General features: G+C 62.0%; 22 protein-coding genes. 16 read left to right on the forward strand and 6 right to left on the reverse strand.

What is annotated here, in order from left to right; all coding sequences use genetic code 11:
• The 4 genes from AC1DX0_RS02785 to AC1DX0_RS02800 form a co-directional block, all read left to right on the forward strand.
• Positions 1-445, forward strand: a 445-nt coding sequence (locus AC1DX0_RS02785) for a GNAT family N-acetyltransferase (RefSeq protein ID WP_477354215.1), incomplete at its 5' end; no start/stop codon positions are given.
• Between the two features lie 4 nt (positions 446-449).
• Complete coding sequence (locus AC1DX0_RS02790; protein ID WP_477218674.1) at positions 450-1,046, forward strand: DUF2585 domain-containing protein; 597 nt, start codon at positions 450-452, stop codon at positions 1,044-1,046.
• A 3-nt stretch (positions 1,047-1,049) separates the two neighbouring features.
• Positions 1,050-2,363 (forward strand): ATP-dependent protease ATPase subunit HslU, encoded by a 1,314-nt coding sequence (gene hslU, locus AC1DX0_RS02795; protein WP_477218675.1) that lies wholly within the window; start codon positions 1,050-1,052, stop codon positions 2,361-2,363.
• Between the two features lie 234 nt (positions 2,364-2,597).
• Positions 2,598-3,557, forward strand: coding sequence for a DUF1402 family protein (locus tag AC1DX0_RS02800; RefSeq protein WP_477218676.1), 960 nt, complete (start codon positions 2,598-2,600; stop codon positions 3,555-3,557).
• 17 nt (positions 3,558-3,574) lie between these two features.
• Here the strand turns inward: AC1DX0_RS02800 and AC1DX0_RS02805 are convergent, their stop codons facing one another.
• The 3 genes from AC1DX0_RS02805 to AC1DX0_RS02815 all read right to left on the reverse strand — a co-directional run bounded on the left by AC1DX0_RS02805 (position 3,575) and on the right by AC1DX0_RS02815 (position 6,308).
• Positions 3,575-4,804, reverse strand: a complete 1,230-nt coding sequence (locus AC1DX0_RS02805; protein WP_477218677.1) for an NAD(P)/FAD-dependent oxidoreductase — start codon at positions 4,802-4,804, stop codon at positions 3,575-3,577.
• Positions 4,805-4,809: 5 nt separating this feature from the next.
• A complete protein-coding gene (locus AC1DX0_RS02810) occupies positions 4,810-5,124 on the reverse strand; it encodes a Rieske (2Fe-2S) protein (RefSeq protein WP_477218678.1) in 315 nt (104 codons plus the stop codon).
• Positions 5,125-5,216: 92 nt separating this feature from the next.
• The gene (locus AC1DX0_RS02815) at positions 5,217-6,308 is read right to left on the reverse strand and encodes a fatty acid desaturase family protein (protein WP_477218679.1); all 1,092 of its coding nucleotides are present in this window, start codon (positions 6,306-6,308) and stop codon (positions 5,217-5,219) included.
• Between the two features lie 168 nt (positions 6,309-6,476).
• Here AC1DX0_RS02815 and AC1DX0_RS02820 point away from each other — a divergent pair, with 168 nt between their 5' ends.
• The 8 genes from AC1DX0_RS02820 to AC1DX0_RS02855 all read left to right on the forward strand — a co-directional run bounded on the left by AC1DX0_RS02820 (position 6,477) and on the right by AC1DX0_RS02855 (position 14,843).
• Positions 6,477-7,508, forward strand: coding sequence for a LacI family DNA-binding transcriptional regulator (locus AC1DX0_RS02820; protein ID WP_477218680.1), 1,032 nt, complete (start codon positions 6,477-6,479; stop codon positions 7,506-7,508).
• 71 nt (positions 7,509-7,579) lie between these two features.
• Positions 7,580-8,371 (forward strand): hypothetical protein, encoded by a 792-nt coding sequence (locus AC1DX0_RS02825; RefSeq protein WP_477218681.1) that lies wholly within the window; start codon positions 7,580-7,582, stop codon positions 8,369-8,371.
• 349 nt (positions 8,372-8,720) lie between these two features.
• Positions 8,721-9,662, forward strand: coding sequence for a sugar ABC transporter substrate-binding protein (locus tag AC1DX0_RS02830; protein ID WP_027032509.1), 942 nt, complete (start codon positions 8,721-8,723; stop codon positions 9,660-9,662).
• A gap of 106 nt (positions 9,663-9,768) precedes the next feature.
• A complete protein-coding gene (locus AC1DX0_RS02835) occupies positions 9,769-10,845 on the forward strand; it encodes an ABC transporter permease (RefSeq protein ID WP_477218682.1) in 1,077 nt (358 codons plus the stop codon).
• A gap of 2 nt (positions 10,846-10,847) precedes the next feature.
• Positions 10,848-11,615 (forward strand): ATP-binding cassette domain-containing protein, encoded by a 768-nt coding sequence (locus tag AC1DX0_RS02840; protein WP_477354218.1) that lies wholly within the window; start codon positions 10,848-10,850, stop codon positions 11,613-11,615.
• Positions 11,616-11,728: 113 nt separating this feature from the next.
• A complete protein-coding gene (iolG, locus tag AC1DX0_RS02845) occupies positions 11,729-12,724 on the forward strand; it encodes an inositol 2-dehydrogenase (RefSeq protein WP_477218684.1) in 996 nt (331 codons plus the stop codon).
• Positions 12,725-12,756: 32 nt separating this feature from the next.
• Positions 12,757-13,551 carry an SDR family oxidoreductase gene (locus AC1DX0_RS02850; RefSeq protein WP_477218685.1) on the forward strand — a complete coding sequence of 265 codons (795 nt, stop codon included), beginning with the start codon at positions 12,757-12,759 and terminating at the stop codon, positions 13,549-13,551.
• A 200-nt stretch (positions 13,552-13,751) separates the two neighbouring features.
• Positions 13,752-14,843, forward strand: coding sequence for a 3-deoxy-7-phosphoheptulonate synthase (locus AC1DX0_RS02855; protein WP_477218686.1), 1,092 nt, complete (start codon positions 13,752-13,754; stop codon positions 14,841-14,843).
• Positions 14,844-14,888: 45 nt separating this feature from the next.
• On the opposite strand, the gene AC1DX0_RS02860 is transcribed toward AC1DX0_RS02855, so the two are convergent.
• Positions 14,889-15,524, reverse strand: a complete 636-nt coding sequence (locus AC1DX0_RS02860) for a LysE family translocator (RefSeq protein ID WP_477354221.1) — start codon at positions 15,522-15,524, stop codon at positions 14,889-14,891.
• A 129-nt stretch (positions 15,525-15,653) separates the two neighbouring features.
• On the opposite strand from AC1DX0_RS02860, the gene AC1DX0_RS02865 reads away from it, so the two are divergent.
• Positions 15,654-16,373, forward strand: coding sequence for a helix-turn-helix transcriptional regulator (locus AC1DX0_RS02865; RefSeq protein WP_477218688.1), 720 nt, complete (start codon positions 15,654-15,656; stop codon positions 16,371-16,373).
• On the opposite strand, the gene AC1DX0_RS02870 is transcribed toward AC1DX0_RS02865, so the two are convergent.
• Positions 16,370-17,839 (reverse strand): KAP family P-loop NTPase fold protein, encoded by a 1,470-nt coding sequence (locus AC1DX0_RS02870; protein ID WP_477354224.1) that lies wholly within the window; start codon positions 17,837-17,839, stop codon positions 16,370-16,372. The genes AC1DX0_RS02865 and AC1DX0_RS02870 overlap by 4 nt on opposite strands.
• A gap of 221 nt (positions 17,840-18,060) precedes the next feature.
• Complete coding sequence (locus AC1DX0_RS02875; protein WP_477218690.1) at positions 18,061-19,170, reverse strand: Gfo/Idh/MocA family protein; 1,110 nt, start codon at positions 19,168-19,170, stop codon at positions 18,061-18,063.
• Between the two features lie 157 nt (positions 19,171-19,327).
• Between AC1DX0_RS02875 and AC1DX0_RS02880 the strand changes: the two genes are divergently transcribed.
• The 3 genes from AC1DX0_RS02880 (at position 19,328) to iolD (ending at position 24,146) form a co-directional block, all read left to right on the forward strand.
• A complete protein-coding gene (locus AC1DX0_RS02880) occupies positions 19,328-20,173 on the forward strand; it encodes a MurR/RpiR family transcriptional regulator (protein WP_477219101.1) in 846 nt (281 codons plus the stop codon).
• Positions 20,174-20,328: 155 nt separating this feature from the next.
• Entirely contained in the window at positions 20,329-22,263 is a 1,935-nt protein-coding gene (locus AC1DX0_RS02885; protein ID WP_477354227.1) for a bifunctional 5-dehydro-2-deoxygluconokinase/5-dehydro-2-deoxyphosphogluconate aldolase, read from the forward strand.
• Positions 22,264-22,295: 32 nt separating this feature from the next.
• Positions 22,296-24,146, forward strand: a complete 1,851-nt coding sequence (gene iolD / locus AC1DX0_RS02890) for a 3D-(3,5/4)-trihydroxycyclohexane-1,2-dione acylhydrolase (decyclizing) (protein WP_477218692.1) — start codon at positions 22,296-22,298, stop codon at positions 24,144-24,146.
• Positions 24,147-24,205 lie beyond the last annotated feature (59 nt).

Below are 24,205 nucleotides of genomic sequence, written 5' to 3' on the forward strand. Positions count from 1 at the left end.
GCCTGAAGTGGCTCAGTGGTGGGACGATCCGGAGACGGAAATCGCCGAGATTCGCGATCATATCGACTCGATTTCGGTCGAGCCGCTGATCGTCGAACTCGACGGCAAGCCGATCGCCTATCTGCAGAGCTACGACCCGCATCTGGAAGACGACCATCCCTATGCCGACCAGCCGTTCGGCACGCTCGGCATCGATTTGTCGATCGGCCGGCCGGAGCTGGTCGGGATCGGCCATGGCTCGGCAATCGTGCGCCAGTTCGTCGAGCAACTGTTCGAGGAAGGCGTGCCGCGTGTCATCATCGACCCGGATCCTGCCAATATCAGGGCCATCCGCGCCTATGAAAAGGCCGGTTTTCGGCCTATCGACCGCAGGCAATCGGAATATGGCGACGTTGTGCTGATGGCCGTCGATGCGGCCGAAGACGACGAGGATCAGGGGGACTGACCAGATGACGACACCAAGCGACGACAGCTACTCGGCCTATGAAGACAGCTGGCGCATGGGTCTTCTGCTCGTCCTTGGCCTGCTCATCTTCCAGGCCGGGGCCCTCTACGGCATGGGCCGGACGCCGATCTGTACCTGCGGCTATGTCAAACTCTGGCATGGCGTGGTGAACAGTTCGGAGAATTCCCAGCACATTGCCGACTGGTACACGTTCTCGCACATCATCCACGGCTTCCTGTTCTATGCCTTGGCGAAGTTCCTGTTCCCACGTTCGCCGGTCGGCTTGCGGCTGGCATTCGCCGTCCTCATCGAGGGCGGCTGGGAATTGCTCGAAAACAGCCCGTTCATCATCGAGCGTTACCGTGCCGGCACCATCTCGCTCGATTATTATGGCGACAGCATCATCAATTCGGTGTCCGACACACTGGCCATGGTGCTGGGATTTGTGATGGCGCGAAGGCTACCTATATGGGTGATCGTCAGCCTCGCCATCCTTTTCGAACTGGGTACCGGCTATCTCATCCGGGACAATCTGACACTCAACGTGATCATGCTGCTGCATCCGTTCGAGGCCATCAAGCAGTGGCAAAGTGGAATTTAGATTATGACGACATTTTCTCCCCGCGAAATAGTTTCGGAACTCGACCGCTTCATCATCGGCCAGAAGGACGCCAAGCGCGCCGTCGCCATTGCGCTCCGCAACCGCTGGCGCCGCCAGCAGCTGGAAGGCCAGATGCGCGAAGAGGTGATGCCGAAGAACATCCTGATGATCGGGCCGACGGGCGTCGGCAAGACCGAGATTTCGCGCCGTCTGGCGCGGCTGGCCGGTGCGCCTTTCGTCAAGGTCGAGGCAACCAAGTTCACCGAGGTCGGCTATGTCGGCCGTGACGTCGAGCAGATCATCCGSGAYCTSGTCGAGATCGCYATCGGCCTGGTGCGCGARAAGATGCGCGAGGACGTCAAGGCRCGCGCCCACATCAAYGCCGAGGARCGSGTGCTGGAAGCSCTSGTCGGCAAGACGGCGAGCCCGGCSACSCGTGATAGTTTCCGCAAGAAGCTGCGCGACGGCGAACTCGACGACAAGGAAATCGAGATCGAAGTGGCCGACACCGGCACTGGCGGCATGCCCGGCTTCGAGATTCCCGGCATGCCGGGCGCCAATATCGGCGTGCTCAACATCAACGACATGCTGTCGAAGGCGATGGGCGGCAAGAAGACCAAGTCGCGCAAGACGACCGTCAAGGAATCCTACGCGCTGCTGGTCAACGACGAGTCCGACAAGCTGCTCGACCAGGACGAGGTGGTGCGCCGGGCACTCGATGCGACGGAGAATGACGGCATCGTCTTCCTCGACGAGATCGACAAGATCGCGTCGCGTGAAGGCGGCATGGGCGCCGGCGTTTCTCGCGAAGGCGTGCAGCGCGACCTGCTGCCGCTGATCGAAGGCACCACGGTGGCGACCAAATACGGGCCGTTGAAGACGGATCACATCCTGTTCATCGCTTCCGGCGCCTTCCATGTGTCGAAGCCGTCCGACCTGTTGCCGGAATTGCAGGGCCGCCTGCCGATCCGCGTCGAGCTGCGTGCCCTGGAGAAGGACGATTTCGTCCGCATCCTGACCGAGACGGAAGCCAGCCTGATCAAGCAGTATATCGCGCTGATGAAGACCGAGGGCGTCGACCTGACCTTCACCGACGATGCCATCGATTCGCTCGCCGGCATCGCCGTCGACCTCAATGCCAGTGTCGAGAACATCGGCGCCAGGCGGCTGCAGACGGTGATGGAGCGGGTGCTGGACGAAATTTCGTATGATGCACCCGACCGCAACGGTACGTCAGTCACCATCGACGCCGCCTATGTGGAAAAGCATGTCGGCGATCTGTCGCGAAACACAGATTTGTCGCGATTTATCCTTTAAAGAACGGCGCCGGCTGGTCCGGCGCCGGTTCAGGCAACAATTTCCGGCAAACAGTTCGATGTGTGGCCGGATGGTACCAACCGGCCACCTTTCGTCTTGCCGTGTGCAGGGGCGCTCTCGACTCAACCAAGAGCTTTACCTAGTTTGCGCGGCAATTCTCTATCTCTGGTTTGACGCAATTCCGGACGGAAAACCGTTTCACACTTCTCCTGGAATTGCTTGGGCGGCGGGCGCATGAAAAAACTCATCCTGGTCATTCTCGGCTTGACGCTGGCGGCGACGCTGTTCGCGGCCGATGCGGCGACGTTGGTGCCGGCTGGCAACCGCAATGCCGAGCAGCCCGACATTCCCGGCGCCTCGAGCCGGCGCACGCAGGCGACCAACACCACCTTCCAGGCGAAGTACCGCAAGGTCTATGCCTTGCTGCAGAACGACGCCGACCTGCGTGCCAAGATCAAGAAGGCCGCGTCCGCATACGGCATCGACCCCATGCACATTGTCGGCGCCATCGTCGGCGAACACACCTACAATGTCGACGCCTATGACCGGCTGCAAACCTACTACGTCAAGGCGATCTCGTATCTCTCCAGCAAGCTGTCCTTCGCCTATGACGGAGAGGACATCACCGATTTCGTGCAGCGGCCGGAATTCAAGAAATGCGCAGGAATGTCCGACAGCTATGATCTGTGGGAATGCCGTGAACAGGTGTGGAACCATTTGTTTCGCGGCAAGTCCGTCGGCGGGACAAGCTTTCCCGATGACCGTTTCGGCGCCACCTTCTTTCAGCCTTACTATGCCGGCCAGACTTTTGGACTTGGCCAGTTGAACCCTCTCACCGCCCTGCAGATGAGCGATCTCGTGCACAAGGTGTCGGGCCTGCCGAAGCTCGATGTCGGCGACCCCAATTCGGTCTACAAGACCATCATGGATCCGGACCTGACCTTGCCCTATGTCGCCGCGACGATCAGGAAATCGATCGATGCCTACAAGAGCATCGCTGGCTTCGATATTTCCGGCAATCCAGGACTGACTGCCACGCTCTACAATGTCGGTAATCCGGAGCAGCGCGCCTATGCGCTGAAGGCGGAAAACGACAAGCGCCGCGCCGCCGGCGAGCCGGAAAAGCTGCCGGAAGAGAATTATTACGGCTGGCTGGTCAACGACAAATTGTCGGAGCTGAAGGCGCTGTTTTAGGCAAGCTCAGGACGGTCTCAGGCCGCCAGCAACGACTTCAGCTTCACGGCCTGCGATCCCAACGCTTCCGGCGCCGGCTTCGCCTGCTTGCCGATCAGCATTTCGGCCAGCCTGATGTCGCGGGCGACCGCATTGCCCGGGCCGATGCCGCTGGCCGCCACCAGCCTGCCGTCCTCAGCCAGATGGAAAAGGATGAAGGCGCCGTCGCCGAGATCGCGGCGAACCGTGCTGCGGCCTTCGTCGGAAAGTCCGGCGATCTGCAGGCTCAACCCATACTGATCCGACCAGAACCACGGCACCGCTGCATGCGCCTCGCCGGCGCCGAGCATGTTTTTTGCCGCCAGCGCACCCTGTTCCTGCGCATTGCGCCAGGCCTCCAGTCGCACGCGGCGGCCGCCATAGACGGCGAGCGGGAACGAGCAGCAGTCGCCGGCGGCAAAGATGTCGGGATCGCTGCTGCGCAGTTCGGCATCGACTGATATGCCATTTTCGATGGTCAGGCCGGCTTCGGCCGCGAGCCCGGTCACCGGCACGGCGCCGATGCCGATAATGGCGAGATCGGCTGATATTTCGCGTCCGTCGGCAAGGGCCACGCGCACTTGCCTGCCATCGTCGGCGATGGACGCGATGCCGTCGCCGCACAGGATATCTACACCTTCGGCGACATGCGCCTCATGGATGATTTCGGCGATCTCGGCCGGAACGCCGCGCATCAGGATGCGCGGCTGTGCCTCGATGACGGTGACGGCGGCGCCGAGCTTGCGGGCCGCGGCGGCAAGTTCGAGACCGATGAAGCCGCCACCGATGACGGCAATGCGGTTGCCGGCGCTGAGATGGGCGCGAATGGCGAGCGCATCGGCGAAGGTCCTGAGATAGACGCAACGCGCGCCGAGGCCGGGCATCGGCAGTTTGCGCGGCGTCGAGCCGGTGGCCAGCAGGAGCTTGTCGTATGGCAGCATCGAACCGTCCGAAAGGCGCACTGTATGCGCCGCGCGATCGATCGCCACGGCCTGGACGGAATGGATATGCCGGATCGATTTTTCGGCCAGCATCTCGTCGCTGGCGATCGCCTTGATTTCAGGCGTATCGCTGATCATTGCGTCCTTGGACAGTGGCGGCCGTTCGTAGGGCAGATGCGGCTCGTCGCCGACCAGTGTAACCGGCCCGTCATAACCGAGATCGCGCAACGCGAGTGCTGCCCGCCCGCCGCACTCGCCGGCACCGATGATGACCACGCCCCGCGCCATATCCATCACCCGATCTGAACGAGGACTTTGCCGGCGTCGACCTTGACCGGATAGGTTTTCAGGTTGACGCAGACCGGCGCGCCGCGGGCGTCACCCGTCTTGTAGTTGAAGCGGCCATTGTGCTTGGGGCATTCGATGATGTCGTCCATCACCAGGCCGTCGGCAAGATGCACCTTTTCATGCGTGCAGAGCCCGTCCGTGGCGAAAAATTCGTCGTCCGGGCTGCGATAGATGGCGAAGGTGCGCCCCCCATGATCGAAGCGCATCACATCCTCTTCGTCGATGTCACCGGTGGCACAGGCCTCGACCCAGTCGCTCATTCAGTCCTCCCCAAAAGCGATTCCAGGAAAAGTGCGTAGTGCTTTCCCTAGGAAATTTCGTTGAAACAAAGAGTCTAGATCGGATGGCACGATCATTCGGCCGCGGCGGCGACGGCGTCGTTGTGGAATTCCTCGCGGTACGGCCTGGCGGTCGGCGGCAGTTCGCGCTTGAGGAAATAATCCTCGTTGCGCAGCTGGCGCAGGAAGGCCGGGATCATCTCGCGGTAACCGGCCAGGATCGACGGCGTCGGCGCCGGCAAATCATGCTTGATCAGCGCGTGCAGCTTCGGCAGCGCATGATACGGCACCATCGGGAACATGTGATGCTCCACATGATAGTTCATGTTCCAGTAGATGAAGCGGCTGATCGGGTTCATGTAGACGGTGCGGCTGTTCAGCCGATGATCGGTGACGTTGTCGGCGAGGCCGCCATGCTGCAGCAGGCCGACCATGACGTGATGCCAGGCGCCGTAGAGCCTGGGCAGGCCGACCAGCATCAAGGGCAGGAACGAGCCGAAGTACAGCGCCAGCGCGATGGTTGCGGCATAGATCGCGGTCCAGATGCGGGCAATGCGGATCGCCTTCTTCTGTTCCTGCTCGGGAATAAAGGTCTGTTCGGCCGCGCTGATGTTGCCGGCGGCGTTGCGCAGCATGTCCGACATCGCATGCCAGGCATCGAGCACGCCGACAAAGCCGAGTGCGGCGCGAACCAGGTCCGGTGGCCGCATAACCGAGATTTCCGGGTCGCGGCCGACGATGATGGTGTCGGTGTGATGGCGCGTGTGGCTCCAGCGCCAAGTCACCGGATTGCGCATGATCATGAAGCAGGCGATCTGATAGACCGCATCATTCATCCACTGCGTCCGGAACGCCGTGCCGTGGCCGCATTCATGCCAGCGCGAATCCGTGGATGAACCATAGAGGACGCCATAGACGAAGAAGAACGGCACGCACCACCAGCTGCCCCACAACAAGGCGCCACCGGCGCCGCTGACGACCAGCGCGGCAATCCAGGTCGCCGTGTCGCGCATCGCCGGCCCGTCGGAGCGCTGCATCAGCTCCTTCATCTGCTTGCGGGGAATGTCGGTGTGATACCACTCGGCGGCCGACAGGCCGTTTTCCACGGCGAGCTTGGCGTCGCGACCGATCAGGCTGTAGTCACGCCGGGACGGCGTTGTGGACATGATTGCCTCCCTCGGCAAGAGCATCAGCCAGAGCAAATGCCCGCTAGCCCTTCACCTTGAGGCTCAGAAATAGCGCGAGCGAATGATAGACTCAACATCACAAAGATAGTTTCTATCATTTCCTATCAGAATGATGTAGGAAGGCTCGAACACCGTATTGAGGCGAGCATGGCGAAACGGCCGACGATTACCGATTTGGCGCGCATCTCCGGCGTCAGTGTTGCCACGGTGGACCGCGTGCTCAACAGCCGCCTGCCGGTGCGCGAGGATACGGCGCGCCGCGTCTACGAGGCAGCGACCGAGATCGGCTACCACGCCGCCGGTCTGATCAAGCAGCGGATGCGCCATGAATTGCCGGAATATCGGCTCGGCTTCCTGCTGCTGAGGGGCAATTATGTCTTCTACAGCGAGTTCGCCCGCGAGCTTGAACTGGCCATGTCGCGATCACCGCGTTTTCGCGGCGTCGCCATCATCGACTTTGCCGACTCGCTGGCGCCCGACGAGATCGTCGAGCGCGCGCGCAAACTGGCGGCCAAGTGCCGGGCCGTGGCCCTGGTCGGGCCGGATCACCCGACACTGACTGTCGCTGTCGAAGAGATGAAGGCAAAGGGATTGCCGGTGTTTTCCCTGCTGTCCGATTTCGCCGCCGGCATTCGCGAGGGCTATGTCGGCCTCGACAACCGCAAGGTCGGCCGCACCGCGGCCTGGATGATCTCGAAGGCGGCAAAGCGGCCGGGCAAGGTTGCCCTGTTCGTCGGCAGCCACCGCTTCCATGGGCATGAGCTGCGCGAGATCGGCTTCCGCTCTTTCTTTCGCGAGCAGGCGCCGGACTTCACCTTGCTTGAGACGCTGGTCAATCTCGAGGCCAACCAGATCACGCAAGACACGCTGCTCGATCTTCTCGGCCGCCATCCGGATCTGGTCGGCTGCTATGTCGCCGGCGGCGGCATGGAAGGCGCGGTCGCGGCGCTGCGGCAAGCCAAGCCGGCCGAGATGCCGGCCGTGATCTGCAACGAGATCAACGCGGTCTCGCGTTCGGCCCTGGCCGACGGCATCCTGACGATGGTGATCTCGACGCCGCTGGCGGCCCTTTGCCGCGAACTGGTCGACCTGATGGCCCATGCGATCGAGACGGGCGCCGCGAATGCGCCGGGACAGACCTTCCTGCCGTTCGACGTCTATCTGCCCGAGAATATCTAGCGATGCTTTTGCGCCGTCAGGCATTGCCCAGTTGAGTTGACGCAGAATCCGGCCGCCAATATAGACCGCTTATGGGTGAGGACAGGTTTGGGTACATCGCGTTCGGCAAGGATGAGCTTTATGCTCGCGGGGCGCTGTTCAGCGCGCTTCGACTGCTGCACTACGCGCCCGGAGCCGGAATTTCGGTCCTGACGGACCGGCCAAGCGTTTTCAACGGCTATCCAATTGAAGCGATCGAGCTTACCGCCAAACAAATGACCGAGATGTCTTTTGGCGATCGGTACAAGTTTGGCATCAAGGCTGCCGGCATTATCGAGCTGCTGCAGCGTTGCGAGCGGCTCTTTGTCATGGACACGGACATCTATCCTGTCGGAGACATCTCACGATGCTTCGACCGCATCTCATCTTCGCATTCCATCATGTACCGACGTGAGGGGCGGCCAAAACCCGAATACCGATCACTTCAAGGCAAGGGCATCACCCTGGGGGATCGCGTTCTGACAGGCGACGAAACGATGTGGGCCAGTGGCGTTCTTGGCGTTCACCACGACAACATACCTGCTTTAGAGCGCGCCTATGTGGCGATCGAGCGCGTGATTGGCGTTGTCAGGGCGCACACTCCAGAACAATTCTGCGCTAGCGTTGCGCTTTCACAAGATGGCCGGACGATCCGGCGCCATCGGCTGCCGCTTCGAAATTACACCACAAGGGGCCGAAAGCTCTTCGCCAGGCAGCGTCTTGCGGCCTTCTTCGAGCGCGTCAACCATCTACCTGCAAGCCAGCAGATAGAGTCTGCGGCGAAGTACCGGGTGTGGCGGGCTCCACTGGACCTGTTGACGCAGCGGGACATCTGGCACTTCTAGGCACGCGCACTGTCCCGTCGCCATTCCCAGACTTGCCTCGGCCTGGGCCGGCCCTGCCACAGCGCACATTCGCTCGCCCGCTTCGACGCCGCTTCCCCCGCATCGGCCAAAATCGCGCATCCGGTTTTGGAATCGCCCTTGACGCCTCGTGGCGAAATGGAATAAAWATTTCACCAACTGKRCATTTTGGTTCTTTCGTTCCGTAACGTCTGTTTCAAACAGCGGGTTTGCGTTCCAGCCGAAGCCAAGGAATGCGGAACGAAACGACATCAGGGAGAGATTCCCCGGGGAGATCGGGGATTCCGGATAGATCGGTGCAACCGGACACCAAAAGTGGAGGAGAGATACAATGAAGAAACTGCTTTTGGGCGTCGCCTTCGCGGCGCTGATGAGTTCATCGGCCATGGCCGCCAAGATCGGCGTATCGATGGCCAAGTTCGACGACAACTTCCTGACCGTTCTGCGCAACGGCATGATCGCGCAGGCCAAAGGCATAAGCGGCGTCGAGCTGCAGGTCGAGGACGCGCAGAACGACGTCGCCAAGCAACTCGACCAGATCAAGAACTTCGCCGCTTCGGGCGTCGACGCCATCATCGTCAACCCGGTCGACACCTCAGCCACGCAGGCGATGTCCGACGCCGCTGCCGCCGCCAAGATTCCGCTGGTCTACGTCAATCGCCAGCCGGTCAATGTCGACACGCTGCCGGACAACCAAGCCTTCGTTGCCTCGAACGAGGCCGATTCCGGCACGCTCGAGACCAAGGAAGTCTGCCGCCTGTTCAAGGAAGCCGGCAAGAAGGAAGCCAATGTCTACGTGATCATGGGCGAGCTTTCCAACCAGGCCGCCGTGCAGCGCACCAAAGACATCGACGATGTCATCGCGACGCCGGATTGCAGCTTCATCAAGATCATCGACAAGCAGACGTCGAACTGGAACCGCGATGAAGCGCAGAACCTGATGACCAACTGGCTGTCGACCGGCAAGAAGTTCGATGGCGTCATCGCCAACAATGACGAAAGCGCCATCGGCGCCATCCAGGCGATGAAGGCCGCCAACATCGACATGAAGACTGTTGTCGTCGGTGGTGTCGACGCCACGCAGGACGCGCTGGTGGCGATGCAAGCGGGCGACCTCGACGCGACCGTGTTCCAGGACGCGGCCGGCCAGGGCGCAGGCGCGCTGGATGCGGCGCTGAAACTGGCCAAGGGCGAGAAGGTCGACCACAAGGTCTACATCCCCTTCCAACTGGTGACGCCGGCAAATATCGACAAGTTCCTGAAAAAGAACTGAGCAGCGGACATACGGAGCGGCGCTCTCGCGCAAGACAGCGCCGCTCCTCTTTCCCTCGGGCGCTCGCAAGGCGCGAGGATGACCGCGGCTGACGGAGGATAGAAGATTGACACAGACATCTCATGGCGTCGGCGGGGTCAGCTATGACGCTAAGAAGCGGACATGGCCGGCCGAGTTCAACGTCTTCCTGGCGCTCGTCATCCTCGTCGTCATCTTTGAAGTGATCGGCCGCCTCTTTCTCGGCGACAGTTTCCTGTTCAACACCCGCAGCGACGTCTCAGGAATCTTCAATGAGGCACGCCTGCAGATCATCATCCTGCARGTGTCGATCGTCGGCATCATCGCCATCGGCGTGACGCARGTGATCATTTGCGGCGGYATCGACCTGTCYTCMGGYTCGATCGTCGGCGCSACCGCGATGATCGCCATGAGTTTCGCCCAGGTGGCGACCGTCAACGGCAATCCCAACCCCAAGGCGATGTTCCTGGCGCAAGGCTGGACCGACCTGCCGGTTCTCGTGCCTGTGCTGGTGGCGATCGGCTGCGGCCTGTTCGCCGGCCTGGTAAACGGCTCATTGATCGCCTACACGCGCATTCCACCGTTCATCGCCACGCTCGGCATGATGGTGACCGCACGCGGCATTGCCAAATGGTGGTCCAAGGGCCAGCCAATCTCGTTTCCCACCGACAGTTTCGCGGCAATCGGCAAGGGCCTAATGCCCGTCATCATCTTCCTGTCGCTGGCCATCCTGTTCCAGCTCATCATGACCTACACCAGGTATGGCAAGCATTGTTACGCGATCGGCTCCAATGAAGATGCCGCGCGCATGTCCGGCATCAAGATCGCCAACCACAAGATCCTCGTCTACGTCATCGCCGGCGTGCTTGCCGCGCTCGCCGCCGTGGTGCTCTCCTCCAAGAACCTCACTGCGCAGTCCGGCATGGGCGTGATGTACGAACTCGACGCCATCGCAATGGCGGTCATCGGCGGCGTTTCGCTGTCGGGCGGTCGTGGTTCGATCGTCGGCACSGTSATCGGCTCRYTGATCTTCGGCGTCATCATCTCCGGCTTCACCTTCCTGCGCCTCGAYGCCTACTACCAGGAGATGGTGAAGGGTGTGATCATCGTCGGCGCAGTCGTTCTCGACCAGTGGCGTCAACGCCTGCGGGCAATGAGGGCTTGATCATGTCAGACATCGTCCTGAAGACCGAAAACCTGACCAAGCGCTATGGCGGCGTGCATGCGCTGGAAGGCGCGAATTTCGAGCTGCGCAAGGGCGAGCATGTCGCCATCATGGGCGACAACGGTGCCGGCAAGTCGACCTTCGTGCGCCAGATCACCGCTGTCGAGCAGCGCACCAGCGGCCAGATCTGGTTCGACGGCAAGGAAGTGAACTTTWMCGGMCCGATCGAGGCCCGCRCGGCGGGCATCGAGACCGTGTTCCAGAAYCTGGCGCTGGCCGACGACCTCGACGTGCCGTCGAACCTGTTCCTCGGCCGCGAAAAGGTGCTGTTCAATCTGGGACCGTTCTCGATCCTCGACCGCAAATACATGCGCAAGGCGACCGARGCGGCGCTGRTCCGCACGGCGGTSAAGATCCCCAATCTGTCCAACACCATCCGCCACATGTCGGGCGGCCAGCGGCAGTGCGTAGCGATCGCAAGGACGGCAACCTTCGCCTCCAAGCTGATCATCATGGAYGAGCCGACGGCAGCGCTYGGCGTGCAGGAGACGGCGCAGGTCGARAACATCATCCGCACGCTGAAGGAMAATGGCGAGCCGCTGATYCTGATCAGCCACAAYATGCGCCAGGTSTTCGACCTCTGTGACCGCATTGTCGTGTTCAGGCGCGGCCGCATTGTCGCCAACCTGCGCAAGGAGAACACCGACGGCCAGGACATCGTCTCCTACATCACCGGCGCCAAGACCGGAGAGGCGGAACTCGCGGCCTAGGCCGGGCGCGGAGGCGATGGTCATCGCCTCCCTGTCGATCTCGTCTTGACCGGAAAATCACCCGCGCCGATAGCCGGCGCCGATAGTTTCGAACCACCCTCAAAGGACATTCCATGACTCTCCGCTTCGCCCTCCTCGGTGCCGGCCGCATCGGCAAGGTCCATGCCCGCGCCGTCGGCTCCAACCCGCAGGCCAAACTGGTTGCCGTCGCCGATGCTTTCGAGAAGGCGGCAAAGGAACTGGCATCGGCCTATGGCGCCGAGGTGCGTACGATCGACGCCATCGAAAAATCCGCGGATATCGACGCCGTGGTCATCTGCACGCCGACCGACACCCATGCCGATCTGATCGAGCGTTTCGCCAAGGCCGGCAAGGCGATCTTCTGCGAGAAGCCGATCGACCTCAGCGTGAAGCGGGTGGAAAAATGCCTGGCCGTGGTCGAGAAGGCCAAGGCAACGCTGATGGTCGGCTTCAACAGGCGTTTCGATCCGCATTTCGCCGCCGTGCGCAAGGCGATCGACGACGGCGCCATCGGCACCGTCGAGATGGTCACCATCACTTCGCGCGATCCCGGCCCGCCGCCGCTGGACTACATCGCCCGCTCGGGCGGCATTTTTCGCGACATGACCATCCACGATTTCGACATGGCGCGCTTCCTGCTCGGCGAGGAGCCGGTGGCGGTCAGCGCGCACGCCTCGGTGCTGGTCGACAAAAAGATCGGTGCTGCCGGCGATTTCGATAGCGTCAGCGTCATCCTCGAAACCGCTTCCGGCAAGCAGGCCGTCATCTCCAACTCGCGCCGCGCCACCTATGGTTATGACCAGCGCATCGAGGTGCATGGCTCGAAGGGCATGGTCGCGGCCGAGAACCAGCGGCCGGTGTCCATCGAAGTGGCGAATGACAAAGGCTACACCCGCCCGCCGCTGCACGACTTCTTCATGACCCGCTACCTCGACGCCTACGCCCTTGAAATCGCTGCCTTCATCACGGCGGCAACCTCGGGCAAGAAGGCGGCACCGAGCGGCGCCGATGGCCTCGTGGCGCTGAAGCTGGCCGATGCGGCGCTGAAGTCGGCGACGACGGGCAAGACCGTCCGTCTCGACAAGTAAGAGCACTTGGAAAGAACCACAGGAGCAGAGCGATGAGCGCATCAGCCGATCGCAATTCACAGACACGCGCCATCGTCACCGGCGGTGCGCAAGGCATCGGCTTTGCCGTCGCCGAGGCACTGGCCGACGAGGGTTGCCGGGCGCTGGCGCTCATCGGCCGCTCGCAGGAGAAGGGCGACAAGGCTGTCGCTCACTTCAAGAAAGCCGACGTCGACGCCATCTTCATCAGCGCCGACGTCTCAAAGGTGGCCGACTGCAAGCGCGCGGTGGCGACAGCACTCTCGCATTTCGGCACGCTGAACGCTCTCGTCAATGCCGCCGCCACGTCGGCGCGCGGCTCGCTGGTCGAAACCTCGGAAGAGCTTTTCGACCAGATCTTCGACACCAATGTGCGCGGACCCTTCTTCCTCATGCAGGGGCTGGTCGCCCATCTCCTGGAGCGCAAGGCGCCGGGCTCGATCGTCAACGTGCTGTCGATGTCGGCGCATGCCGGCCAGTCCTTCCTGACGCCCTATTCGACCAGCAAGGGCGCGCTGATGACGCTGACCAAGAACGTCGCGAGCTCGTACCGGAAAAACCGCATCCGCTGCAACGCCGTGCTGCCCGGCTGGATGGACACCGAGGGCGAGGCGATCGTGCAGAAGAACTGGCATGACGCGCCCGATGACTGGCTGGAAAAGGCCGAAGCCGCGCAACCGATGGGCCAGCTGGTGAAACCGGCACAGCTCGCCCGGCTGATCAGCTACATGATCAGCCCGCAGGCCGGCGTCATGACCGGGTCGCTGGTCGACTACGATCAGAACATTGCCGGGGTGGTCGGCGAGTAGGGGCGTGACAAACGCCTCCGCTTCGACTATATGAGCCTCATGATCAACCTGTCCGCCACGTATTGGTACTTTAGGAGCTCGCTGGCGGCGGGAGGATTGCGCTCGATCTGAAGATTGCAGCAACAAGATCCGAACAGCCGCCAGACCTGGCGGCTTTTTTGTTTCAGCCGGCAGGTCTCCTAAACCAGGAGCAGAAAGCCGTGTTGACCACCACAGACGACCTTCGGGTCAAGGAAATCCGAGAACTGAGTACACCGGACCAGGTGATGCGGGAGATWCCGCGCACGCTGACGGCGACGCGCACCGTCAGCGCGTCACGCAACGCCATCCACGCCATTTTGAATGGGACCGACGATMGACTGCTYGTCATCGTTGGCCCYTGTTCGATCCACGATCCGGTCGCGGCCGTTGACTATGCCAGCCGTCTGGCGGCGCTGCGCGAGACCCTGTCCGACCGGCTCGAGATCGTGATGCGGGTGTATTTTGAAAAGCCCCGTACGACGGTCGGCTGGAAGGGCCTGATCAACGATCCCGACCTCGACGGCAGCTTCAACATCGACAAGGGGYTGCGSATGGCGCGCAACGTSYTGTCGGCCGTCAACAATCTCGGSCTGCCGGCGGCGACCGARTTCCTCGACATGACGACGCCGCAATATATYGCCGACCTTGTCGCCTGGGGCGCCATTGGCGCGCGCACCACCGAGAGCCAGATYCACCGCGAGCTGGCCTCGGGCCTGTCCTGCCCGGTCGGCTTCAAGAACGGTACCGACGGCAATTTGCGCATCGCCGCCGAGGCGGTGAAATCCGCCGCCCAGCCGCACCATTTCATGGCGGTGACCAAGGGCGGACGCAGCGGCATTGCGACCACGACCGGCAATGAGGACTGCCATGTCATCCTGCGTGGCGGTGTTCAGCCCAACTACGACGCGGCGAGCGTCGAGGCGGCTAGCGTCGAACTCGCCCGTATCGGTGTCGCGCCTCGGCTGATGATCGATGTCAGCCACGCCAACTCGGCCAAGAAGCCGGAGAACCAGCCCAAGGTCGCGGCCGACGTGGCGGGCCAGGTGGCGGCGGGCGACGAGCGCATCATCGGCCTCATGATCGAGAGCAATCTCGTTGCCGGCCGACAGGATGTGGTGCCCGGCAAGCCGCTCGTCTACGGCCAGAGCATCACCGATGGCTGCATCGACTGGGCGACCACCGAGACCGTGCTGCACGGTCTTGCCGGCGCCGTCGAGTGGCGCCGCTCAGCGCGCCGCGCCATGATGGAAAGCCGGCARGGCGCCGCCTGATCTGGTCGGATATAAGGCAGGGCGGCGGGTCCGGTTTAGCCAGGATTACCCCGCCCTCAGTCCTTCCCAAGCGGTGAACACCGAGACCGCGAAGAGCAGCAGCCCGGCCGCCCGGCCGGCAAGAATGGTCGCCCGCGGGTTGGCGATCAGAAGGTTGCGGCTGCGGCCGGCAGTGATCGCGAGCCCACCATAGATCGCGGCCTGCGTGATGACCGTCATCAGGCCCATGATTGTCGCCTGCGCCCAGATCGGGCCGTAGTCCGGCCTCAGGAACTGCGGATAGACGGCAAGCACGAACAGATAGGCCTTCGGGTTGATCAGGCAGGTCACCAGCCCCTGGCGAAASGCCTTCCAKGCSGAGCGGCTGCCGRCMGGCCCGTCCTGGCCGACAGTGATGGAGCTGCGCATCAGCGTGATGCCGATGAAGGCCATATAGGCGGCGCCGGCAAGCAGCAGCGGGGTGAACAGGATCGGCACGAAATGCATGAGCAGGCCGACGCCGATGGCGCCGTTCAGCGTGTGCACCATGCCGCCGACCATGATGCCGCCGGTGGCAGCCAAGCCCCTGTCGCGCCCGCCGGTCAGCGCGTTGGCCAGCACGAACAGCATGTCCATGCCTGGAACGACAATGATGCCGAACAGCAGGATAAAGAAAAGCCAGAGATTTTCCGCGTAACCCATGTCAGTTGCCTGCCGCCTCATTCCGCCAAGCCGCAGCGGAACCTGTTGATTTTCAATTCGATAGGCAGTCCTATAGGCCGGTCCAACTGACAGTGTAGTGTCAGTTGCGATCGGCAGCGGGTGAGAAAAATGCGCAAGGCGTCACGCCTGTTCGAGATCATCCAGATCCTGCGGCTGGCGCGGCAGCCGGTGACGGCGGCCATGATTGCCGAGCGGCTGGAAGTGACGATGCGTTCGATCTATCGCGACATCGCAGCCCTGCAGGCGATGCGCGTKCCGATCGAAGGCGGGCGCGGSATCGGYTAYATATTGCGCCCCGGYTTCGACCTGCCGCCGCTGATGTTTTCGATCGAGGAGATGGAGGCGATCGTGCTGTCGCTGGCGCTGCTGGAGCGCACGGGAGACGATGAACTCAAGCAAGCGGCCAAGCGTGTCAGCGCCAAGATCGCCGGCGCCGTGCCGCAGCCTTTGCGCCAGACGTTCGAGGCCAATGCGCTGCATGCCTGGGGCTTCGCCGCGCCGTCGGCCGGCACGATCGACCTGGCGCTGGTGCGCCGCGCCATCCGCGACGAAGAGAAGCTCGACCTCTCCTATCGCGACGAGATGGGCCGTGCCTCCGAGCGCCTCATCCGGCCGATCGCGCTGATCTACTATGCCGAGGCTGCCAACATCGTCGCCTGGTGCGAGTTGCGCCAGGCGATCCGCAATTTCCGCAGCGACCGCATTGAAGATTGCCAGCCGACCGGCCTACGCTTCAAGGGCGAAGGCGATCGTTTGCGGCAGGTCTGGGTGAACGGCTGGGAGGCGAACACCGCTGCTGGTGGCCCCCTTACTCTCTCAAATAGCTAGGCACTGCCCCTAGTAATTCGACCAGCGTTTCTGATCAGTCCCTGAAGTTCCGCCTGCACGCTCGCTGGAGCGGACCCGCCGGCCTCGCGACGTCTGTGGTACTCCTCTGCAAAAACTGACTCCACGTACGAATCTGCGGCAGATCGAGGCGAATCCATCAGCGCTGTCCGGATATTTTGTGCCCGGTTCATAACGTTAAGGGCTATCTGTGTGACGTTCATTGACTCCCTGGCTTGAGCCCATAACGCATCGGCATTCCACGATGACATTGTGGCTACGAAGGAAGCGTAGTCGAAATTCTGTCTTCGATGATAGCAGGATGCCAGGATCAGCAGGGATGGAAGGTCTATTTTTTCTGGATACCTCCATGCAGCCGTCGTAGACCCCATTATATCCATGATCTGCTCAATTGCCCGAAGGGGGATTGGCTTTTGGGCAGCAAAGCCAGTCGTGATGACGGTTTTTAATACGTCATTTGGCTCAAGAAGATCGCTTTGCGCTGGGCTGGAAAGCTTTGTAAGGTCGATTAGGTCCAGCTTGCTTGCAACAAATTCTCCCAGCCGCGGTTCAGCGAAGCTATAGCGGCGATCGAAGAACCGGCTTAGGTAGCCGCGCCCATCAAAATCACCGCCGTAAGCGCCCCTGATTGTGTGCTGTAGCTGGCTCGTGTCAGTCGAGAAAACGAAGACGACCCCATTTGCTTCAAATAGATGTTTCACGCGCTCAAGCACGGCGACGGCGTAAGATGGTCGACACCTATCTAGCTCATCAATCACGACGAAAAGTGGAGATTTTATCCCGACCTCGGGTAATTTTGAGGTTAGCTCCCCCATATTCGAGCGGAATGACTGAATCGACTGGCTAGCTTTTACAAATTCGGCGATCAATGTGTCAGCAGTTTTGTCAGTAAGAGCTTCAATCTCCTTGCCGGTGGCAGCTATTGCATCATCAAGAACTCCAACGTCCGGCTGTGATTTTTCGACAGGTGACGCGTTGCGCGCATCCTCGCCATGCAAAAGGTCGTCAATCGTCGAATTTGTGTAGCGGCGGATTGCAGATTTGCCCAACGCGATCAACGTACGGCCAGCTATCTGTGCCCCGTTGGATTTTACAGCGCTCCAGACCTTCTTGACGATGGCCTTCTTGCCTGCGTGGGGCTTCAAGACCTTGTCGATCTCGGCCATGATGGCAACCAAGGGATCGTCTGAATGGTCGTCCCGCCAAGCGTTCACTTCAGCAACCAGATAGCCCTCTACCCGCAGCTGACGAGCAAATCTTGAAACGAAGAAACTCTTTCCGCTTCCCCACTCACTATCAATGTTCAAAACGTAAGAGGCGGTTTTGCCAAGCCTCTTCCGCAAATCAACACTCTGGACCAAGAAATCGATGATGAAGCGCGCATCATTTTTTCTACCGATCTTGTCGTCTTTCCAGACCTCATCAATTTCTTTATTTATTGCGCTCATAACTATCCCCCGTGTCGATCCGGAAGCATAGGCAGAGTCAACAGCCTCGTCAGCCCCTCATATGCATCAAGATTTGCATGACTGAAGGCGTTAGCCGCCGCAAACGCGAAGGCGCGGAGATGGCTAGGACGGGGAAGAATATCTCGCTCGTCGTGGCGGAGCAGGAATGCATTTTCCGCTCGGCAAAGCTCGGCCCGGCATCTCTGTTATGAGAGGCGTATCTACCGCACGTCCACCCAGCGCTTTTCATCAAACGACCTTGCCATTGCGTGCACGGTGCGCTCGATTTCCAGGCCTTCGGCGAACTCGATGAGCCGCGCCGGTCTGCCGGCGAGCCGCGTCAGCAATTCGTGACACTCGATGATCTTGAGGTCGTTGAAACCGAGGCCGTGCCCGGGTGCCGGCAGGAAGGCGTCGTAGGGTTTGTGATGCGGCGCCATCAGGATGGTGCGGTAGCCCTGTTCGGTCGGGCGATCCGATGTGACATAGAGCTGGATTTCGTTCATCCGCTCCTGGTCGAACAGGATCGACCCTTTGGAGCCGAAGATCTGGATGGCGATACGGCCCTTGCGACCCCAGGCCGAGCGGTTGACCAGCAGCGTGCCGGCAATGCCGTTTTCCAGATGCATCAAGACGCTGGCGATGTCGTAGGTCTCGACCGCGTGACGGCCGCCGCCAGCCACCTTGCGGTCGGCATAGGGTTTGGCCATGTCGCAGATGACGCTGGCGACACGGCCGAACAGCGCCGAGACCAGCGACAGCGGATGGACGGCGAAATCGTCGAGCGCGCCGTAGCCGGAAGCCGCCTCGTGCTTCCAGAAGAACAGTGCTTCGGGATCGGCCATGAAGTCCTCGTCCATCTCGATGCGCAGATGGTTGACCTCACCGATGATCTTCTCGTCGAGCAGCGCGCCGATGTGACGGATGGCCGGGCTCTGGATGTAGTTGTAGCCGAGCGCCGCGATCTTGCCGGATTTTTTCGCCGCCGCCGCCATCGCCTCGGCTTCGGCAAAGCTTGGCGCCATCGGCTTTTCGCACCACAGATGCTTGCCGGCCTCGAGAATGGCGATGGCCATTTCCGGATGGAACTGGTTTGGCGTGGTCAGCGAGACGATATCGACCTCCGGGTCGTTGACGACGGCGCGCCAGTCGCCGGAGGCCTTGGCGAAACCGAACTCACCCGCTTTGCGCTGGGCCAACTCCTCGTTGACCTCGCCGAGATGGACGAGCCTGGGCTTGGCGACATCGGGAAAGACGGCGCCGACGGCGCTCCACGCGATAGCGTGGCATTTGCCCATGAAACCCGTGCCGATAAGACCTACGCCGACCATCTTGCCTTTTCTCCATCGCCTGAAGTGCTGCGTGGATGAATTAATCCATTTTCTCTGGGAATGGAAYGYCTGCCTCATTTTTWATGGYGTTCTTGCGCAGGCTCGCTATGATGRGGCAGAGAGGACGCTTTCACCGATGAGCTTGGACGGGCCGACGATGGACGAACGGGTACCTCGCGACTTCGAGACGCTGCGCGCCACCATCCTCGATCGGCGCGAAAGCCTGCCCAAGCGTATCGCCCAGATCGCCGCCTACGCGCTCGACAATCCCGACGACATCGCCTTCGGCACCGCCGCCAGCATCGCCGCCTCGGCCGGCGTSCAGCCKTCRACCYTGATCCGYTTTGCCCAGCAGCTYGGCTTCGATGGSTTCACCAGCCTGCAGCAGGTGTTTCGCGAGCGGCTGCGCGAGCGCAATTCGTCCTATGACGAAAGGCTGCAAGCGCTGCGCGCCAAGGCCGAAGGCGGCGCTGGTCATCGTGCCATCTTCGACGGCTTCGTCGCCGCTGCCAGCACCTCGCTCAACGACATCTCCCGCACGCTGGACGACGCGCATCTGGAAGATGCGATTTCGCTGCTGGCAAAGGCGCAGACCATCTATGTCTTGGCCAAGCGGCGCTCCTATCCGGTGGCGTCCTACATCGCCTATGCGCTGGGCAAGCTGAAGATCCGCAACCAGCTGATCGAATCGGCCGCCGGGCTGAATGCCGAAATGATCGGCTTCGCCACACCGGCGGATGCCGTCATCGCCATCTCCTTCTCGCCCTATGCGCCGGCCACCATCGAGGAAGCGCGCACCATTTCGGAACAGGGCGTACCGATCGTTGCCATCACCGACAGCTCGTTTTCGCCGCTTGCCCAGTTCGCCAAAGTCTGGTTCGAGGTTGCCGAAGCGGACTTCGCCGGCTTCCGTTCGCTGTCGGCGACGATGGCTCTGGCCATGGCGCTGACCGTCGGCGTCGGCGAGAAACGGCGCGACGCCACCCGCAAGCGCAAAGCCTGATCGGGCGCCCCAAAGGCACTTTTCCATCCGGGAATGCTCATTCCATATTGACTATGGATTGGAATTATTATTTCATATTCTCGGCACCACGCTGCCGCTCGCGCGTGTTACCCAAACAATGTTGTTCCTGACAACAAGACTGACGGGAGGTTCCAATGAGCGAAGCCGTGGACGCGAAACAGGCGCCGCTCGACGTCATCACCATCGGTCGCGCTTCCGTCGACCTCTATGGCCAGCAGATCGGCTCGCGGCTGGAGGATATCACCTCCTTCGCCAAGTCGGTCGGCGGCTGTCCGGCCAACATTTCCGTCGGCACGGCGAGGCTCGGCCTGCGCTCGGCGCTGCTGACGCGCGTCGGCGACGAGCAGATGGGCCGCTTCATCCGCGAGCAGCTGAAGCGCGAAGGTGTCAACACCGACGGCCTGAAGACCGACAAGGAACGGCTGACCGCGCTGGTGCTGCTCTCGGTCGAGAGCGAAGGCGTTTCGCCGATGATCTTCTATCGCAGCGACTGCGCCGACATGGCGCTGGCGCCTGAAGACATTGACGAGGCCTTCATCGCCTCGGCGCGCTCGATCGTCGTCACCGGCACGCATTTTTCCCGACCCAACAGCGATGCCGCCCAGCGCAAGGCGATCCGCATCATGAAGGCCAAGGGCGGCAAGGTTGTCTTCGACATCGACTATCGGCCGAACCTGTGGGGCCTCGCCGGCCATGCCGAAGGCTTCGAGCGCTATGTCAAATCGGACCGGGTCTCGGCCCAGCTGAAGACGGTTCTGCCCGATTGCGATCTCATCGTCGGCACCGAGGAAGAGATCATGATCGCCTCGGGCGCCGACGACTGCCTGAGCGCGCTGAAGACGATCCGCGCGCTGTCCTCGGCCACCATCGTCTTGAAGCGCGGCGCCATGGGTTGCATCGTCTATGACGGACCGATCAGCGACGATCTCGAAGACGGCGTCGTCGGCAAGGGTTTCCCGATCGAGATCTACAATGTGCTGGGTGCCGGTGACGCCTTCATGTCCGGCTTCCTGCGCGGCTGGCTGGGTGGCGAAGACCATGCGACGGCGGCGACCTGGGCCAATGCCTGCGGCGCCTTCGCCGTGTCGCGGTTGCTCTGCGCGCCGGAATATCCAACCTTCGAGGAGCTGCAGTTCTTCCTCAAGAACGGCAGCAAGCATCTSGCSTTRCGCAAGGACGAGGCGATCAACCACATCCATTGGGCGACGACGCGCCGGCGCGACATTCCCTCGCTGATGGCGCTSGCCTGCGACCAYCGCATMCAGCTCGASGAYGTSGCSGCSAAGGCCGGCGCCGATCCGGCGCGCATCCGCGATTTCAAGGTGCTGACCGTCAAGGCAGCGGCCAAAGTTGCCGCCGGCCGGGACGGCTACGGTATGCTGCTTGACGAGAAGCATGGCCGCGAGGCGATGTTCGAATTCGCCCGCCATTCCTTCGCCTGGCTTGGGCGCCCGGTCGAACTGCCGGGCTCGCGGCCACTGCGTTTCGAGTTCTCGCAGGATATCGGCTCGCAGCTCACCGAATGGCCAGTCGATCACTGCATCAAATGCCTGTGCTTCTACCATCCCGACGATCCGGCGGCGCTGAAGGAAGAACAGCAGCAGAAACTGCGCGCGCTGTTCGAGGCGGCGCGGAAAGTCGGCCGGGAACTGCTCGTCGAGATCATCGCCGGCAAGCACGGCAAGCTTGACGACACGACCATTCCGCGCGCGCTGGAGGAACTCTATGCGCTCGGCATCAAGCCGGACTGGTGGAAACTCGAACCGCAGGCCTCGGCCGGCGCCTGGGCCAAGATCGAAGCGGTGATCCTGAAGCATGATCCCTGGTGCCGTGGCGTCGTGCTGCTTGGCCTGGAGGCGCCGCAGGACGAGCTGGAAGCGGCTTTTGCCGCCACCGCCAAGGCGCCGATCGTCAAGGGTTTTGCCGTCGGCCGCACCATTTTCGTTCACGCCGCCGAGGAGTGGCTGGCCGGCAGGATGTCGGATGACGAGGCTGTCGCCGACATGGCCTCGCGCTTCGAACAGTTGACCGAGGCGTGGCTTGCCGCGCGAGGCCGTAAAGCAGCATAAAGGCGCGGCATAAGACTGCGGAGGAAACCACCATGAGCAAGACAATCCGCCTGACGATGGCGCAGGCGCTGACCCGCTTTCTGTCCCGCCAGATGACCGAGATGCACGGCACAAAAGTGCCGATCTTCGGCGGTGTCTGGGCGATCTTCGGCCATGGCAACGTCGCCGGCATCGGCGAGGCGCTCTACCAGGTGCGCGATGAGCTGCCGACGTTCCGCGCCCACAATGAACAGGCGATGGCGCATGCGGCGATTGCCTATGCCAAGGCCAATTTCCGCCGCCGCTTCATGGCGGCGACCTCTTCGATCGGCCCCGGCGCGCTAAACATGGTGACGGCGGCAGCGCTCGCGCATGTCAACCGGCTGCCTGTGCTGTTTCTGCCCGGCGATGTCTTCGCCAACCGCATCCCCGACCCGGTGCTGCAGCAGGCCGAGGATTTTTCCGACGGCACGGCGACGGTCAACGACTGCTTCCGTCCGGTGTCGCGCTATTTCGACCGCATCACCCGGCCGGAACAGATCATACCGGCGCTCAGCCGTGCGATGGCTGTGCTGACCGATCCGGCCGAGTGCGGGCCGGTGACGCTGTCGCTTTGCCAGGATGTGCAGGCCGAGGCCTATGACTATCCCGAGAGCTTCTTCGCCGAACGTGTCTGGCACCAGCGCCGGCCGCGCCCGGACCGCCACGAGCTTGCGGCGGCAGTCTCGGCGCTGAAGGGCGCGAAGAAGCCGCTGGTGATCGCCGGCGGCGGCGTGCTCTATTCGCAGGCCTCCGATGAGCTGGCCAAATTCGTGCAAGGCGCCGGCATTCCGGTCTGCGAAACGCAAGGCGGCAAATCCTCGCTGCCGGATGGTCATCCGCTCAACATGGCGGCGGTCGGCGTCACCGGCACATCCGCTGCCAACCGGCTGGCGGAAGAGGCCGATGTCGTGCTTGCTATCGGCACGCGCCTGCAGGATTTCACCACCGGCTCGTGGGCGCTGTTCAAGAATTCCGGCAAGACCATCATTGGCTTGAACGTGCAGCCTTTCGATGCCGGCAAGCACCGCGCGCTGCCGCTGGTCGCCGATGCGGCCGAGGGGCTGACCGAACTGGGTACAGCGCTGGGGAGTTGGAAAGCACCGGCGACTTGGACCGACAATGCGACCAAGGGCAAGAAGGAATGGCAGGCCGATGCGGCCAAGGTGACGGCGTCGACCAACGCGGCCTTCCCGTCCGACGCGCAGGTGATCGGCGCCGTGCAGCGCGCCATGGGATCCGGCGTGACGCTGCTGCATGCCGCCGGCGGCTTGCCTGGAGAGTTGCACAAGCTTTGGCAGGCCGGCGCGCCCGGCTCCTATCATGCCGAATACGGCTTCTCGACCATGGGCTACGAGATTGCCGGCGGGCTCGGCACCAAGATGGCGAAGCCCGGCGAAGAAGTCGTCGTCATGATCGGCGACGGCTCCTATCTGATGCTGAATTCCGAGATCGCCACCTCGGTGATGCTCGGCTTGAAGCTGACCATCGTGCTGCTCGACAACCGCGGCTATGGCTGCATCAACCGGCTGCAGATGGCGACCGGCGGCGCCAACTTCAACAATCTCTTGAAGGACTCGCGCCACGAGATCCTACCCGATATCGACTTTGCCGCGCATGCGGCGAGCATGGGCGCAATCGCCGAGAAGGTGCCGTCGATCGCCGGTCTCGAAAACGCACTGCAGAAGGCCAAAAAGAACGACCGCACCACCGTTCTGGTCATCGACACCGATCCGCTGGTCTCCACCGATGCCGGTGGCCATTGGTGGGATGTGGCGGTGCCGGAAGTGTCGGCACGTCCGCAGGTGAACGCGGCCCGCAAGGCCTATGACGAGAAGCGGCAGATGCAGACCATCGGCGATTGATGCTAGCTCCCTTCTCCCMGTCCCTATACGGGGAGAAGGTGCCGGCAGGCGGATGAGGG

Source organism: Mesorhizobium sp. P3_A9 (assembly GCF_056402975.1).